We start from the raw sequence: 17,365 nt of genomic DNA, 5'->3' as shown, positions 1-17,365 counted from the left end.
AGGTTTTGGTGATAGAAATTTCATTTTTATATCACCATGAATAATTCAGGTTTATAACTCTTTTTTGAAGAAATATTATCCATATTCACTAAAACATGGTTCGACTTTTCCAAATAATTGACAGCCATTTTTTCTGTTCCATAGAAATCTTCCTCTCTAAATATAAATGCATCTCTGTTACTTAAAAGTAACTAAAGAATTTTGTAAGTATAGGAAACAGAATTTCTTACTCCTAGTTATGTTCATTTTCTTTTGTTCTCATACTTTCCTCCATGATAGCAATAATAATTATCTGCATCCATAGATATAAGTTTTTTAAGAGACTTTTCCGCCATGTCTAAATCCAAAGCAAATTGTGGATTTGCAATAATTAGCTTATTGTCATCAATGACTGCAGCATCTCCCGCAATAACAGAGTTACTCTCCTTTAGATATAAAGAAATATGTCCTGGTGTATGTCCAGGAGTACCTATTATTTCACATCCACTAGCCCAATCAAAATATTCTCCATCCTCAACTTTTATGTCTACAGATACAGGTTTGATTTTTCTTAAATGTTCACAAAACTGAATCCCAAATTGTTTTTGTTCTTGCGGCAGCATGTTTAACACTTCTTCTGCTTGTATCAATCGCAGTGACTTTTTCTCACCAGAAATATACTCACTTTCTATACGACTTGCCACAACTTTAATATTAGGGTACTTTTCTTTAATTTCAAATAAAGCTCCCATATGGTCATCATCATGATGAGTAATCAACACTTTTGTTAATGAATTAGGATCGACGCCCTTTGATTTCATCTCATATTCTAATAAAGGTAAAAATCCAGGATATCCACAATCCACTAGAACAACATCATTATCACTTAACAATAAAACCGGATGTATGGTCCGAGTTTCATTTTGATATTGAAAATTTACATCTAGCGTTATAACTTTATTCATTCTACTTCACCTCGCAAAATATAATACTTTACATTAATCATAGAGAATATAGTTCTCCATACTCAAATGCTTCTTTCGTGTATATATCCTATTAGTATGGAGAACGAACTGACACATCATTTTTATTACCTGCCAAAACTTTCTATGAATTTTAATGTAATAGGAGAAATGTATCTGTCTTTTACCCATATTGCAGCTATTTGAGTTCTAAGCTTTTCGCTCTCTATCTCTTTATAAATCAAATTTTTGTTAGCAGCAAGTTCAAATGCAGACTTGGGGACAACAGCTATTCCAAGCCCTGCATTTGCCCATAAAAGCGTTGTACGTGCATCATCATTTTTACAAAATATTTCTGGCTCGAATCCGTGCTCCATACATGTTTCATAAATTAAGTGCTCAAACCTTCTATAAATGATCAATGGCCTATTTTTTAAATCACTAACTGATATAGTACAATGGGCTGGATTCCAAGAGTATTCCTTTGGTATTGCAGCTATCATAGGTTCAGGCCTTGTATATTTACACTCAAAATTTAATGTATTAAATGGTGTCCTAGCAATACCTACTTCTATAACACCTTTATTTAGCAGATCTATAAGTGTAAAAGTATTACCCTCATATATTTCAAATTTAATACCAGAATGTTCATTGTGAAATGCCGATATTTTTCCACTTAAAAGTGTTTCACCTGAAGAGGAAACTGTGCCTATTGATAATGTTCCCTTTAGCCCTTTACTGAAATCATCAATTTCCTTTACAACTGAATTTGACAGCTCCAAGATTTGGCGTGCTCTATTCATTAAAATTTTCCCAGCATCAGTAAGTTTAACATGTCTTGAGCCCCGCTCTAGAAGTTTTACACCAAGCTCCTCTTCTAAAAGTTTAAGTTGCTGACTTAATGGCGGCTGTGCCATATGAAGTTTTTTAGCTGCTGAAGTTATCTGTCCTTCTTCTGCAATTGTAAGAAAATATTTTAGTTGTCGTATGTCCATAAAAGCCTCCAAAATGTATATAATTTTCATATATTATACATATATAATAGATATTTTAAATATGGTAATTCCTATGATACAATTATAGCCGGAAATATGAAAACATACAATATATTTCTAATTATTATATTACAATGGAGGATGATAAATTTGTTCAAGCTTGCAGTTTTTTTAAAACCATATAAAAAAGAATGTATAATTGGTCCATCTTTCAAATTGTTGGAGGCGATTTTTGAGCTATTACTGCCTACAATTATGGCACTCATCATTAACAATGGTGTTGATAAACATAACATAGACTATGTGCTTAAAATGGGCGGACTTATGCTTTTAATGGCAATCCTTGGATTTTGTAGTTCTATGATATGCCAATATTATGCGGCACGTACCTCACAAGGGTTTGGTACAACCTTAAGAAACACTATTTTTAAACATATATCTTCTTTCTCTTATGCAGAAATAGATACATTTGGTACCCCGTCCCTAATAAATCGAATTACAAATGACATAAATCAACTTCAGCTTGCAGTTGCCATGCTCATACGCCTTGTCATACGTGCACCTTTTATATGTATAGGCGCAATTATCATGACCATGATACTAGACTTTAGATTATCATTGATTTTTTTAGCTACTACACCTATTTTTGCAATTATATTATATCTTATTATAAGTAAATCTTCCCCACTTTACCATAAATATCAAAATGAGCTTGATAAAATCGGACTAATATTACGGGAGAATCTTTCTGGAATAAGAGTAATCCGCGCATTTGCCAGAACTGAAAATGAAAAACAACGATTTTATACTGCTAATGATGATTTAACAACCTCTGCTATTCGTATAAGTAAAATATCTTCATTGCTCAATCCTATGACCTCATTTGTAATGAATGCTGCTATCATAGCTATATTGTGGATTGCTGGATTCCATGTTAATACAGGAAGGCTTTCCCATGGAGAAATTATTGCTTTTGTCAATTATATTACTCAAATACTTCTTGCACTTATGGTGGTATCCAACCTTATAATTATATTTACTAGGGCAGTTGCTTCTGCTGATCGCATAAATGAGGTACTAGCCATTACTACATCAATTCCAGACAATACAAAGCAATTTTCCAGCATTATTAATGACAATACTCCGCCAATTCAGTTTAACAACGTTTCTTTTACTTATAATACTACAGGCGATATGGTCCTTGAAGATATCTCGATAATTATTAATCGCGGTGAAACCATTGGACTTATAGGCGGTACTGGCTCAGGAAAATCTACATTCGTAAACCTTATTCCTAGGTTTTATGATGCTACAAAAGGTAGTATATTTATAGATGGAATAAATGTTAAAGATTATCAGCTTCATGAACTACGTGACAAAATTGGCATTGTACCACAAAATGCTATCCTATTCACAGGAACCATAGCAGAAAACATTCGTTGGGGAAAAGAAAATGCCACAGATGAAGATATTGAAGCAGCAACTAAAATTGCACAGGCTGATGAATTTATTTCAAAGCTTTCAGACGGATATAACACTCGAGTAACACGAGGTGGATTAAACTTTTCAGGTGGTCAAAAACAGCGTCTGACCATTGCCCGTGCTGTAGTTTCAAATCCTGATATTTTGATACTTGATGACTCTGCAAGCGCATTAGATCTTGCCACAGATGCAGCCTTAAGACGAGCAATTAATGAAATTAGCAGGAATATGACTGTACTAATCGTATCTCAAAGAGTAAGCACAATAAAGGAAGCTGACAAAATCATTGTATTTGATGCCGGACATATTGCAGGTTTTGGCACACATAAAGAACTTATAAATAACTGTGAAGTATATAAAGAAATATGTCTATCACAACTTTCAAATGAGGAGGTTTCTATATGAACAAGGATATATTAAAAAGAATTCTAAAATATATTGGAAATTACAAAGTTTATGTTTTTGGATCCTTTATGGCTGCCATTTTAAGCGTGGCATCAAGCTTGATTGGCCCAATGCTCATAGGCAAATCTATTGACCATATGATTGGAATAGGTACCGTAGATTTTAGATTACTATTTAAAACTTTAATCATTTTAGCACTGATTTATGTTATTGGCAATTTATTTATATGGCTTTTAACCTATTTAACGAATTGGATATCATATCAAACTGTTAATGATATGCGTCATCAGCTTTTTAATAAAATTAATACATTACCTTTAAAATTCTATGACAATCACCCTCATGGCGATACAATAAGTCGTTTTATAAATGATATAGATGTAATTTCAGATGGAATGCTTCATGGCATATCAACATTACTCACAGCTATAGCCACCATCGTAGGTGCAATTGGACTTATGCTGTATATAAGTCCAATTATGACAATAGTAGTGCTTTTTTCTGCTCCTGCTTCTTTCTTAATGGCACGATTTATTACTAAACGTTCACAGCAAATGTTTAATATTCAGGCTAAAAGCCTGGGAGAATTAAATGATTATGTAGAGGAATTTATTAGCGGACAAAAAGTCGTGAAAGCTTTCAATTATGAGGACCGTTCTTTTAAAGATTTTGAGGAAATTAACAATACATTATATGATTCAGGAGTAAAATCACAGTTTTATGGTTCACTATCTGGACCTACGACTCGTCTTATAAACAACATTACTTATTCTATCGTAGGTGTTATCGGCAGTATTTTAGCTATTTCAGGTAAAATCACAGTTGGAAATATATCAAGTTTCCTTATTTACTCAAATTTATTTGCAAAGCCTTTTAATGATATGACTGCCATAGTTACACAAATACAATCTGCAGTTGCATCAGCGCAGCGTATATTCTATATTCTTGATATACCATCAGAAAAAGCTGATGCTAAAGATGCTATTAATATTAATCATAGTATAGGCAAGATAGACTTTAACAATGTAGCTTTTTCATATAATCCCGATCATTCGCTGATTACAAATTTCAACCTGAATGTAAATCCTGGCACAAGAATTGCCATAGTGGGTAAAACCGGCGCAGGTAAAACAACTATCGTAAATTTACTTATGCGGTTTTATGATGTCGATAGCGGCTCCATATCTATTGATGGTATTGATATTAAGAAAATCACCCGCGACAGTTTGCGATCCAGTTTTGGCATGGTGCTTCAAGACACATGGCTGTTTTCAGGTACTATACGAGATAATATCTCTTATGGTAAGCCAGATGCATCAGATGAAGAAATTATTGCAGCAGCTAAAGCTGCTGACGCTCACAGCTTTATAAAATGTTTGCCTAATGGCTATAACACAATTATTTCCGATACTGGTGAAAATTTATCCCAAGGACAAAAACAGCTCCTTACCATTGCCCGGGTAATGCTTGTTGATCCACCAATGCTTATTTTAGATGAAGCTACAAGTAATATAGATACTAGAACAGAAATTCACATACAAAAAGCATTTCTAAAAATGGTTGAAGGTAGAACAAGTTTTATTATAGCGCATAGACTTTCAACAATACGTGAAGCAGACCTTATTTTAGTCATGGACAATGGCAACATTGTAGAAAGTGGAACTCATAATCAACTATTAAAAAATGGCGGCTATTATGAAAGACTTTATAACAGTCAATTCACGCCTGCATAAATTATTGATTTTTATTAACCTAATTAATCAAAAACCTTAGGATATAATTATTCAAATCCTAAGGTTTTTACTTTAAACAGTTAGATACACTCTTCCATAAGTCTCATCATAATATTCTTATAGTCTGCTTAATCCAAATAGTATTTAAACAATGTGAACTCTGGATAATAAGTCATATCTATACATTTCTAATCTATATAATTATTTTTCTATATATGAATCGGTGATTTTTTCACATAATTTTATAAAGCAATGCAGTTCCTCTTCTGTCAATGTCTCCTCAATTAAATCCATGATTTGATTTCTAAATTTTTCTGATCTTAAAAGAAAACTCTTACCAGCAGGGGTAATAAAAATATCATAGACACGTCTATCAGCTTCTTGACGTTTTTGTATAATATATTTTTTCTCCAAAAGTTTTTTTGTCAACTTAGACATTCCAGCTTGGGAAATACCACGAATTTCTGCCAATTCTTTAGTAGTTTTAGGGCCCTTTTTATTTAAAATATCTAAAACATTATACTGAGCTGTTGTTACCCCTTCAATGTTAAAACTATTAATATTACTTATGATCATACATTGAAAAGGAATATAACAGTTTTCTAACTCTTTTTTACTCATAAATATGCTCCTTACTTAATATATTTTTTTAAATATTGTCCAGTAATAGATAAATCACAATCTATTAAATCTTTTGGTGGTCCCTGAAACATAATTCTGCCACCATTCTGCCCAGCAAAAGGACTTAAACCAATAGTCCAATATGCTTGACTAATAATATCTAGATTATGCTCTATTACAATTACGGTGCTACCTTGTTCAACAAGACGATTTAAAATTTTAAGAAGCTGTGATATATCTAACATATGAAATCCTATAGTTGGTTCATCTAGTACATAGATATTTCCCTTACTTTCAAGTTTATCTGCAAGTTTCACCCTTTGCAATTCACCACCAGATAAAGTATTTAATGGCTGTCCTAGTATAATATAGTTTATTCCCATATGTGCCAATCTGTTTCAAGTTTTTAATATTTCTTTTTCTATAGAAAAAATCACTTTAAAGGAGATCGCAGCCTTGGTTCACATCAGCAGAGGTGAATGCTGTCGTGCTTTTAAGCGTGTTGTGTTTAATAGGATTGCTTTAGAATATAAAAAAACTGAACCTGAGCAAATAGACTATTTATTAAGTCTACATAATCAGGTTCAGTCCAAATAGACACTTTTTAAATTGTTTATCATATAGTGTATATATTTAGCAGTTGACTAATCTCAAACTGAGGAATATAAAATACATATCATTACAATAAGCTTATAATGTTACTTAAAGTTGATTATGTTAAAATATTCATACTCAAAGTTTACAAATATTCCTTCATCCACATTATTGATTTTTCCAACATCCCTGTAGTTATTCTATGATTTATATTAGTTGCTTCTATAAATTGAAGCTTATCTGAATCTTCGTTATATAAGGAAATCATTTTATTAAAAAATAACTTTTGATCATCAATTGATAATGAGGTATCCTCTGTTCCATGTAAAATTAAAATAGCTCTTTCCTTTATTTTCTCTTCATTCTTTATGGGATCATAAAATTCTATGAGTTCCTTATATTCTCCCTCATCTTTAGGTAATTTGTTATTTTTAATACTCTCTCCCCATGATAAACTTCCATTAAAATTAATATGACATTTTAAGTTAGGATTATGAAGAAACACACCACTAGCAGTAATAGCTCCCATTGAATCCCCCATAACTGCAATCTTAGTTGGATCAGTATCATGCTCTTTAATAACTGATTCTATAAACTGTCTTGATTCTTTAATTCCTTGAAACACTATTTCCCAAAAATATTTATTAATATTTTCAGGATCGTCATGATCTATAGCATTTCTATCTCCATGATATAACGCATCTGGTACGATTACTTGATATCCATTGGTACAAATAGTCATAGACTCAAACTTTTTAAATTCTTTACTAGAATGCCATCCATGATAATTTATTATTGTTGGTAATAACCCTTCATGATTTTTAGGTCTAAATTTTAAACATGGAACTCCATTTATTTTCTCTGCTGTTGTTGTAACAAAATTATTTTCATATGGAAATATTGACCATACCATATATTTTCCCCCACTTTCTGACAACTGATTACCTATTTATTTATATAGTATACCATAGATATCTATCATATAAATACAATCAATCAATAAATAAGTAGATCTATCATATAATTTGTAAAATTATTTTTGGAGGTCTTCAGTGAAGAATTTATTCATTAACAGAGATTTCTCTTCAATTAACTTATACTATTGTACTTCAATTTACTATAATATTACCTATACCTTTTTCTTCTCTTTCATTAATTCTTTCATTTAGCTCTACTGGGTCATTATAGAAAAATAATGCCACCATTCTTTTACTTCCATATAAAAATTCAATTTCTACATACCTATCTTCTGCCTTGAATACTAGATATAGGCTTTTACTGGTTATCTTATGTGATAATAAGTTATTAGGCTTTCGAACATAGGCTTTAAGGAATTCCACATTCTCCATATTCAACTTTTCTATTAGAATTTCTTCAGATATCTTTTTATGTTCCTCTATATTATTTAAATCTGTTTCTTCTGCTCCTTCTCTTTCTGCTCTCTGGTTGCTATAAAATGAATCAACATATTCTACTTTGCCATCATAAATGTCAACTTTTGAAAAATATTCCCAATATAATTTTTCCTGTTCTCTTAAAGTATCCAAATTTTCAGGTAGAAATACAACTCTCCAAAAACTTTCATTGTTCAACCCAGTTACATCGAAACTACAGCTTATTTTCATATTATCAAGTTCCACGTTATATACCTTCTCGATAATATCTTTAGCTGACCTTATTGCTTCTTCCTCTGAAATTTTAGAGTCTGAGTTCTCCACAACCTCCTGAATATAAGTTTCATAAAACTTAGAGAATGCTCTATCAAGTTTTTCATCAAAATCTATGATTTGAAGTATCTGTTCATCTGTCGCTTCTGTCTCAGGATAATAATATGTTTCATTTCCAGGATTATAATATGGTTTTTCAAGGTTTTCTCCTATTGCCATGGTCTTTTCACTCTTAATCTTTCCTGCCCTAAACTGTTTTCTCAGCTCTATCATCCTATTTGATTCAGTTTCACTAAGTTCCCGATTTTTTGGTGATATTAATAATGTAGATTTTTGTAGCAATAAAACAATATCATCAAATATCTCCTCTTCTTCCTCTGTCATTGTAATAATATCTTCAGTTTTAGCTTCCCCTTGATTCTTCACAGTAATAATATCTGGAATTTCTGAAGAATTAATCTTTATGTTTTTATTTGCCTTTTCAATTCCTCTAACCTGAATATTCTGTGCCACAGTAGGAAAAGCAATTGCAGATATTAATAGCATTGTTCCTACACCAATGACAGGAAATCCTTTAATTTTTTTAATCTTTTCATAATATAACACCTCTTTCTTTTTATCAATACTAACATTATTTTTTAATAAAGATGTTATAAAGTTATGATCAAGTTGTAAATTTAACTTAATTAAGCAATATATAAAATACAGTTCCTTTATCTTTTTCACTTTTAACTTCCATATTTCCATTATGTAAATCCACAATTCTTTTACATAAACTTAGTCCCAATCCAGCACCTTTATAACTTGCAGACCTATTTTTATCCAATTTATAAAAAGGGTCGAAAATATAAGATAAATCTTTATTCTCTATTCCTAAACCCTGATCTTATCCATATTTTCATTTAGTAAATCAAGCATTACATTAAACTTCATACTAAGTTCTCCAACTTCATCATGGGTAGTTACAATTAGTTTTTCTTTTGAGTTTTCAAAAATTATTTCTTCTGTCTTATCAATTAAATTATCTAAAGGCTTAAATATCCTGCCAATAATAAACATTAGTAAAAAAATTAATATTCCAGAGAGAAATAAATATACTTTTATAAAAAAGAAATTCCAACTTTTTTGTAAGTCATAAATATCTCTAAAACTTTTCTTAAAAATAAGAGAAATATTTTCAAAAGGTTGATTAAATCTATTTTGGATTATAATACTTCCATTTTCTGTATCCCAAAATATACTATCTTTACTATTCTCATCACCATAATCTAAAGTGATATTTTGAGCTATATAGTATTTTTGATAAATTTTAATAATTGAAATCAAACTGTCCTTATTATAGATTCCACCCCTTGCCTGTAAATCCTTTGCATAATTTTCAATACTATTTATAATAAAATTCATTTCATTTTTTGCTGAGTTTATTTCTCTTTCCATGAATAAAGAATTATACTGACTTATAGCTATACCCGCCACAATATTTATAGTAATAATAAAGATTAATACAGTAACTAAAATCAATTTATACTTTATTTTCATTTGCTTACCTCAAGTCTATATCCCATTTTATAAACAGTTTTAATAACATCGTCAAAATCTAATTTTTTACGTAATTTCATAATATGGACATCTACAGTTCTACTGTCACCTATAAAATCATAGCCCCAAACTAGTTCTAAAAGTTTCTCCCTCGACAAAGCTACATTTTTATTCATAACAAGTGTGTCCAATAAGTTATATTCCAAAATAGTTAAATCCACTTCATCTCCAGCCTTCAATACCTTATGCTCTCTTAATTTTATCTCAACATCTTTTATTTTTATATTATCTTTATCATTTCCATCTTTCAATGCTACTTTCACCCTAGCAATTAGTTCTAACATTTCAAATGGCTTTACAATATAGTCATAGGCTCCAAGATTAAATGCCTCAAGTTTATCATTTAATCCTCCCTTTGCAGTAATTAAAATTACTTTAGTATCTTCGCATATATTTAATTTCAACAAATCAATACCGCTAACTCCAGGTAACATAATATCTAATAAAATCAAGTCAAACTTGTCCCGTTTTATCATTTCTGCAGCTGCATCGCCACTAAAAGCTTTTTCACAATTATATCCTATAATCGAAAGATTCATCGCTATAAGATCATTAATAGATTTATCATCTTCGACTATTAGAATTTTCGTCATCCTTATATTCTCCTTTCATAATTTCATCTCTCCACATTAAATATCTGTATTAATGAACTTGTAACATTTACCATATTTTAGTTTCATTATATCAAAACAATACAGGTATTCAATTATTTTAGTTATATTAGACTTTAACTTTATATGGCTGACTTTACTCTACTGCATATAAGAATTATATAACTCATTAAATACTCTACCATATATAAAAAGAGGCGAATTTATCAATCACAATGTGACCGAATATTTCGCCTCTTTTAACCTTCATCGTCTTCCTTTTAAGGATTCACATATATAATCATTTTCTAATTCTCGTCTTAGTCCACTCCATGAATTCCCCATTCAACAAATCCTCCTGTATTAACTTTTTAGTACTATAAAATCTTATCTTGCTTTAAATATTTGTACCTTTTTTACTTCATCAAGTCTTAATTCCCAAAACGTACCTTGAATATATTCTCCTGAAGAGTAAATTTCATTATTAAGACATTCTTTTATATTAAATATTTTATCCCATGATTTTTCATTTAAATCTTGTCTTTCTTCTTTTGATAATGAATCCAACCATTCACATTCAGCATCCAGTTCTTCTTCATTTGTACTATTTCCTATATACCAATTATTTAGAACATAATGCCATAACTCAAAGTCACTTAATAAAACTTTCTCATCTGGAATCTCTAATTCAATGCAAGCCATTTGTTCTCCCGATGGCCCATGAGCAGAGTGCCTTAAATCTGGTTTCTTATGTTGCCCTTCATAAATGTACCATCCCCATATAGGATATATATTAGATTTATAAGAGCTATCACCTATTTTATTTATCATTTTATCCCTAATCCAATTATATTGCTGTAAAAATGAATAATCTTCATCTTTTAAATAGAATGCTAACTTCTCATCACAGGTGACAATCTTTTCTTTTTTTAGTTTCTCCAAAACATTAATTGATTGCAATGTCCATATCCTCATATTTAAAATCTCCTATTTTTTAATTTCCTCAATACTCCCAATTTCAAGTTCTTTTTCCTATTGTTTATCTTAATTCCAATTTATCATCTCTTAAATTCTCATATAATCTTTATCTAAGATTTCCACAACTAGATCTTCTACCACATTTGAAGCTCTCATTAGTCTTAGATAAATCTACAAATTCACTAGTATCATATTATATCTTTATTTGTCCTATGGAATGTAGAATCTTTTTGATTATTTACAGTAGTTATTGAGAAACAGACATATTTATTAGGTTATCAACCAATAAATCTATAATTGACTCTGCCGATAGAATATCCGTATACCATGATAGTCTTGTATCAACACTAATGATTCGTCTATTTTCAACAGCAGGAATTAAATTCCAGATATGATTGCTTTTTAATGATTCTGGAATCTCTCCTAAATGAACTAAATAATCTCCACAGTATGCATCCAATACTTCTAAAGAAGGATTTCCCCAGTATTTATCTGCATCAATAATTTCCTTTTTTACCTTCTCAGGAGGAATCAAACCAAGTTCATTATATACCAGAACACCAACTGCATGTTTAGATCCAGCTACATAATTACCTCCTCCTTCATCGCTTTGAAGAATTGTCAAACTATTCTTTTCTAAACCAACTTCCTGAAGTTTTTTCTTTGCCTGGTCTACTTTTTTCTCAAAATCATTGAGAACATCTTGAGCTTTTTCTTGATGATTTAGCACTTCTCCTAAATAAGTAATGCGTTCTTTTGTGGTCATAGATCCATAGGGAACATATACCGTAGGAGCAATTTTAGATAGATCCTCATATTGATTATCTGAAAATGATAAAATAATCAAATCAGGCTCCAACGCCATTACTGACTCAGGATCAAGCTCCCATTCTCCTACAACAGCAGCCTCTTTTATGCCTTCTTCAAAAGCTGTCCCTACTCCTCTATCCTCCACCTTCGAAATCCCTACTGGAACAATTCCAAGAGCAGCTATATCTCCTACTATATAATCCACAATCACCCTTTTAGGATTTGAGGGTACCTCCACATCACCTAAGACCGTATTAATTACTCTGGTTTCCTCTATTTCAGCTTCCGGCGTTTGAACTGTAACTGACTGTGGTTCCTGACTAAATCTCTCTGTACCTATAGTACTATTACAAGCTGTAAGAAGCAACATTAAACTTAAAGCAGCTACAATTACTGTTTTGCTTTTTATCTGTTTAAACATAGAACATACCCCTTCCATATTAAGTTTGCTTAGACTAACCAAGCTTTCTTCATTATAAGGGAATGGTGGATCACTTTCCATTACTTGATGTCTTTGCTCATATGTACTTATGTCTTTATATTCTCTTGTAGTCATTTTTAAATGCTTACGAAAAGTCCTCATTAAAATAAATTCATCAGAAAATCCACACATAGGAGCAATTTCTTTTAAAGTATAATCAGTTTGGGATAAATACTTTTTTACAGCAGATAATCTCTTGTTGATTAAATAATCCTTAGGACTTTTTCCTGTTTGTTCTGTAAATATCTTATGAAAGTGACTGCGACTAATATTCAATAAGTTGCAAAGCAACTGGATTGAAATCTGCTCTCCATAATGTTCATCCATATATCCTTTCGCCATTGCTACTACATCCGGCTGAAAAACATGAATATTTCCGGTATTTAATTCCTTATAAATTTCATACACTAGTTGGTAAAATGCTGTTTTTTCATAAAATAACTCCAATGGTTCTGGAAACTTCCAATATTCATACATTTTTCGTAATTGCTCCATAAAGAAAATTGGATTAGTAGGTGAAAATCCATATTGTTGCTTAAATGGATCTATTTTCTCAAGCATTCGTATAAACTCCCTTTTATAAAAAGGGGGTTCTCCTGACCTATACAGTACCATATAGTATTCCAGCAAGTCACACATAGGTCGTATAGAAACTTCTGTACCTTTGCCTCCGTGAAAAATACCAAACCGTTCTGACATATAAGATTTACCGTCTAATATTATTTCTGCCTTGCCTCCACCAGTATAAAGAAACATATTAGAAGGTACTCGATAGCCTTTAATTCCTTCCTCTGGCCTTATAATCCTATGACGTATATCCACTAAAGAAATTGATGAACGTTCCCAGATTCGAATTTCATCAGCTATACTCTCTTTATTAAAATTTTCTTTCTTTCTCTTGTTATTTTGCATAATTATAGCTCCTCAATAACAAATTTATAAGCATAGTTAGTTGATACTAACTATGCTTATTATACTATATCTTAAATAATTTGTATATCGAGAAGTATATTAACATCAAATTAGTTTACTATAAAGACAATCTGTACAAAAATCCTTTAGTTGACATAATTAGTAAAAGACTTTTATCATTTTTAGCAAATCTTTGTTTACCTTAGTAGCGCAGTACATATATAATCCATGGGAACTAAAGGCTGGTCATTTTATCAATATCCATATCTCTATAGGACATTAAAATAATCACTTTCAATATCCAATAATACTGATGGGTTATCCTTATAATATATAAAAAGCTTATGCAAAGGTCTTGTTATTGAAACATATAACAATTTTATATGAAGTTCGTCCTCAATATAATTTTCATCTGAGCAATTAAATATTATAACAGCATCAAACTCTAATCCCTTTGATAAATATGTTGGAATTACTACTATCCCACCTCCATAGGAAATGTCTTTATCAGTAATTAAATGTATATCTTCATCCATAATATCCTTCAATGCCTGATGTGTATCTTTACTCTCTTCCGTGGTCTTACATATTACAGCAATCGATTTAAGACCTTCTTCTTTAAGTTCTTTTATCCTCAAGGCTATATCTTTTATGATCTCTTCATCATTATTCTTTTTTATAATTAAAGGCTTGTCTCCTGACCTTAATACAGGCTCCGCAAGGGTTATATCCGACTTTTTCCATTTCTTTATTACTTGATTAGCAAAGTTCATTATCTCCATTGTAGAACGATAACATTTTCTTAATTTCAGTAATTCCTTATCGCAGCCTATAAATACATTTTCCATTAACTCTTCCCAATTGCCTATACCTTTATATGAATGTATTCCTTGGGAAATATCACCTACTATTGTAAAAGAATCATTGCTGCTAAGCTGTCTTAATATATACATTTGAAGTTCACTATAGTCTTGTGCTTCATCTACTATTATATGGTTGTATTTCCCTTTTAAAGACAATCCTTCAAGTTTAAAATGAAGATACAATAAAGGAGCTAAATCTTCCCTCTCTAACATTCCATTATCAAATATCTTTTTAGAATAATCATTTATAAATGTAATAATCTCTTTATCAAATTCTCCATTATTATATCTTTCCAATTTCTCACAATCTGATATTAGACCTTTATATAATGTTATGATATCAAGGTTTTCCCATTGGTCAAAGTATCGTTTTATGGCTTTGTACATGGAATCCTCTAAATTTTTATTAATCTTATCTCTCTTGTCATATACTCGTATAATCTTATCTCTAATAAAGTCTATATCTTCTACAGAATCCTTCAACTCTTTTATTTTATTGTTACATTTTCTGATAACTTTCTCTTGAATAGTCTTAACTTTATCTGAAATATTTGATTCCATATATTTTTGTATTCTCTTTGAGCGTGGCACAATTGGAAGGTAACTATAATCTTGTTCATACATTTTTAACACTTCATCATATGAATATATAATAAAGTCATTAATTTTAAAATCAATTCTAGGTACTAAATTTGAAGATAAGTCTCTAACATATCTATCTATTATATTTTTAAACATCATAGAACCTTTTAAAAAAGAACTTAACTGTAATTTCTCTCTATATTCTTCTGATAAATTCTGATAATCTAAAAGCTGATAAAACTTAGTTTCAATATCTACTAACTCATATTCTGCATTTAATAAAGACAATGCAAGGTCTTCAAATGTAAATTGTTTTATCTCTTCAACTCCTAAGTCTGGTAATACATCAGATATATAATTTAGAAAAAGATTATTTGGTACTATAATAAGTAACTTTTCAGCATCGAAGATTTCTTGGTAAGTATACATAAGATATGCTATCCTATGTAGGACAATTGTAGTTTTTCCACTTCCTGCAACACCTTGTACTATTAGGACCTTTCCTTTATCTGCTCTTATGATATCATTCTGTTCACTCTGTATAGTATTGACAATATCTTTAAGTCTATTATCCTTCTTTTCCCATAATGCTGTTTGCAGATATTCATCCATAGGAGTAAGGCCTTTATCAAAAATATTAATTAATTTCTTATTCTCTATTTCATATTGTCTTTTAAGTTCCAAATCTCCTATTATTAATCCTCCAGGTGCCTTATACATTACTTCCCCTATTTCACCACTATAATATAAGCTTGCTATAGGAGCTCTCCAATCAACAATAAGCATTTTGTTGTTATCTTTCCTAGTTAAACTTGTTTTGCCAACATAAAAGGTTTCACACTGAGATTTTTCAATATCTTTGAAATCAATCCTTCCAAAATACGGTTTGTCCCCTGCCCTCTTTAATTGATTAAGTTTTCTCTTATTTGCTTCATGAATTGTAGTTTTTACGATGACATCATCACTATAATTACCACCTACTGATTTTTTAAATTTTAATAATTCTTCATCCATTTTCTCCACTTCATCAGAAAGATAATCTATCTCCCCATCTATACATTTACATGTATCCTCTAAGTATTTGTTTTCTGCATCAAATGCCGGATGTTTTTGAACCTGCATAAAACTTACACCTCCTATATAAAATTATAAATATAAAAATAACGTTTAAGCGGTGAAATGACAGTACATTAATACTATATAATATACAAGAAAAAATAAAGGTCCATGATATCAATAAATACATGATACTATTATACAAGAGGAGTATTATATCACATTATCTCTATAATTCGTAATATTTTAAATTTTTTCTTGTACGTTTGGTATTTTTAGGCTATAATATATTTGGAAAAGGAAAAAGGTCGATTTCTCTATAGAATTGACCTTTTTATATATTATGTAAACCAATTGTCGTTTTTAAGATGAAAACTCTGACAATAATAGCCTCTCTTCTTTGCATGTATCCGCACTTTTTACGACCTCAATTTAACATAATCTGTTTAATGCTCCATACTTACATTTAATGTCAACTGACCATATTCCCTAAGTTTAAGCAGAATTGCGATTGTTGGCTGCTTGTTCGATATTTCAATATTATTACCTAGCATCAAAGATGGCTGTGTAATATCAATTTGAACAGATCTTTGTCCAAATAGAATACATGTATTCCCCATGATCATATTTGCCATTTCTGAAATAGCACTTTTGCTTATTTCGTCTATCTCAACTACAGTCATCCTCCCCATCATTGCAGAAACTATATTCTTCGCCGTTTCTTGAGACAATTCTAAATAAACCTGTCCTCGTATTTTCCCTACTATTCCAATAACAATAATTATCTGGTTTGCTAAAAAGGGAGAGTTCTTTACAGTAACAATAGGTACAATAGTTTGTAACTACTGTAAAAAGAAATGTTGTTGTAGATATTGTGATTATAGGAAATATTATTAAACTATAAAAAAAGTGGCTTCATAGCTAGTTTTAGTTATGAAACCACTTCTTCTTTTCTATGTAAAAACAGGTTCTTAGCAGAAATTTATCTAAACTCTCCTCTGATATAAGTCGATTTTAATAAATATCCATCAATCTAACTTTCATATACCTTAAAAT

At 30.6% G+C, this 17,365-nt stretch carries 15 protein-coding genes; 2 read left to right on the top strand and 13 right to left on the bottom strand.

What is annotated here, in order from left to right:
• Positions 1-242: 242 nt before the first annotated feature.
• A complete protein-coding gene (locus tag ABWP20_RS14825) occupies positions 243-944 on the bottom strand; it encodes an MBL fold metallo-hydrolase (RefSeq protein ID WP_353096800.1) in 702 nt (233 codons plus the stop codon).
• Positions 945-1,069: 125 nt separating this feature from the next.
• Positions 1,070-1,936 (bottom strand): LysR family transcriptional regulator, encoded by an 867-nt coding sequence (locus tag ABWP20_RS14820; protein WP_353096798.1) that lies wholly within the window; start codon positions 1,934-1,936, stop codon positions 1,070-1,072.
• A gap of 150 nt (positions 1,937-2,086) precedes the next feature.
• Here ABWP20_RS14820 and ABWP20_RS14815 point away from each other — a divergent pair, with 150 nt between their 5' ends.
• Both ABWP20_RS14815 and ABWP20_RS14810 read left to right on the top strand, forming a co-directional pair.
• Positions 2,087-3,823 carry an ABC transporter ATP-binding protein gene (locus tag ABWP20_RS14815; protein WP_353096797.1) on the top strand — a complete coding sequence of 579 codons (1,737 nt, stop codon included), beginning with the start codon at positions 2,087-2,089 and terminating at the stop codon, positions 3,821-3,823.
• On the top strand, positions 3,820-5,556 hold the full coding sequence (locus ABWP20_RS14810) for an ABC transporter ATP-binding protein (protein ID WP_353096795.1): 1,737 nt from the start codon (positions 3,820-3,822) through the stop codon (positions 5,554-5,556). The genes ABWP20_RS14815 and ABWP20_RS14810 overlap by 4 nt, the downstream gene beginning before the upstream one ends.
• Positions 5,557-5,757: 201 nt before the next feature.
• On the opposite strand, the gene ABWP20_RS14805 is transcribed toward ABWP20_RS14810, so the two are convergent.
• The 11 genes from ABWP20_RS14805 to ABWP20_RS14755 all read right to left on the bottom strand — a co-directional run bounded on the left by ABWP20_RS14805 (position 5,758) and on the right by ABWP20_RS14755 (position 17,082).
• Positions 5,758-6,177: a MarR family winged helix-turn-helix transcriptional regulator gene (locus tag ABWP20_RS14805; protein WP_353096794.1), complete on the bottom strand. Its 420-nt coding sequence runs from the start codon at positions 6,175-6,177 to the stop codon at positions 5,758-5,760.
• Positions 6,178-6,188: 11 nt separating this feature from the next.
• Positions 6,189-6,560 (bottom strand): ATP-binding cassette domain-containing protein, encoded by a 372-nt coding sequence (locus ABWP20_RS14800; RefSeq protein WP_353096793.1) that lies wholly within the window; start codon positions 6,558-6,560, stop codon positions 6,189-6,191.
• A 356-nt stretch (positions 6,561-6,916) separates the two neighbouring features.
• Complete coding sequence (locus ABWP20_RS14795; protein WP_353096791.1) at positions 6,917-7,684, bottom strand: dienelactone hydrolase family protein; 768 nt, start codon at positions 7,682-7,684, stop codon at positions 6,917-6,919.
• A 196-nt stretch (positions 7,685-7,880) separates the two neighbouring features.
• Positions 7,881-9,164, bottom strand: coding sequence for a hypothetical protein (locus tag ABWP20_RS14790; protein ID WP_353096790.1), 1,284 nt, complete (start codon positions 9,162-9,164; stop codon positions 7,881-7,883).
• Positions 9,121-9,264 (bottom strand): ATP-binding protein, encoded by a 144-nt coding sequence (locus ABWP20_RS14785; RefSeq protein ID WP_353096788.1) that lies wholly within the window; start codon positions 9,262-9,264, stop codon positions 9,121-9,123. Before ABWP20_RS14785 ends, ABWP20_RS14790 begins: the two co-directional genes overlap by 44 nt.
• Before the next feature lie 47 nt (positions 9,265-9,311).
• Positions 9,312-9,977 carry a hypothetical protein gene (locus ABWP20_RS14780; protein WP_353096787.1) on the bottom strand — a complete coding sequence of 222 codons (666 nt, stop codon included), beginning with the start codon at positions 9,975-9,977 and terminating at the stop codon, positions 9,312-9,314.
• The gene (locus ABWP20_RS14775; protein WP_353096785.1) at positions 9,974-10,630 is read right to left on the bottom strand and encodes a response regulator transcription factor; all 657 of its coding nucleotides are present in this window, start codon (positions 10,628-10,630) and stop codon (positions 9,974-9,976) included. Before ABWP20_RS14775 ends, ABWP20_RS14780 begins: the two co-directional genes overlap by 4 nt.
• A 384-nt stretch (positions 10,631-11,014) precedes the next feature.
• The gene (locus ABWP20_RS14770; RefSeq protein ID WP_353096784.1) at positions 11,015-11,602 is read right to left on the bottom strand and encodes a DUF3841 domain-containing protein; all 588 of its coding nucleotides are present in this window, start codon (positions 11,600-11,602) and stop codon (positions 11,015-11,017) included.
• Positions 11,603-11,852: 250 nt separating this feature from the next.
• On the bottom strand, positions 11,853-13,808 hold the full coding sequence (locus tag ABWP20_RS14765; protein ID WP_353096783.1) for an ABC transporter substrate-binding protein: 1,956 nt from the start codon (positions 13,806-13,808) through the stop codon (positions 11,853-11,855).
• Positions 13,809-14,077: 269 nt separating this feature from the next.
• A complete protein-coding gene (gene helD, locus ABWP20_RS14760; RefSeq protein WP_353096782.1) occupies positions 14,078-16,375 on the bottom strand; it encodes an RNA polymerase recycling motor HelD in 2,298 nt (765 codons plus the stop codon).
• A gap of 380 nt (positions 16,376-16,755) precedes the next feature.
• A complete protein-coding gene (locus ABWP20_RS14755) occupies positions 16,756-17,082 on the bottom strand; it encodes a chemotaxis protein CheX (RefSeq protein ID WP_353096803.1) in 327 nt (108 codons plus the stop codon).
• Positions 17,083-17,365: the final 283 nt, after the last annotated feature.

This window comes from Tissierella praeacuta, from assembly GCF_040396155.1.
Taxonomy (GTDB): domain Bacteria; phylum Bacillota; class Clostridia; order Tissierellales; family Tissierellaceae; genus Tissierella; species Tissierella praeacuta_A.
Note: the sequence above shows the minus strand (reverse complement) of the source record. Positions and strands in the feature narration are given on the sequence as shown.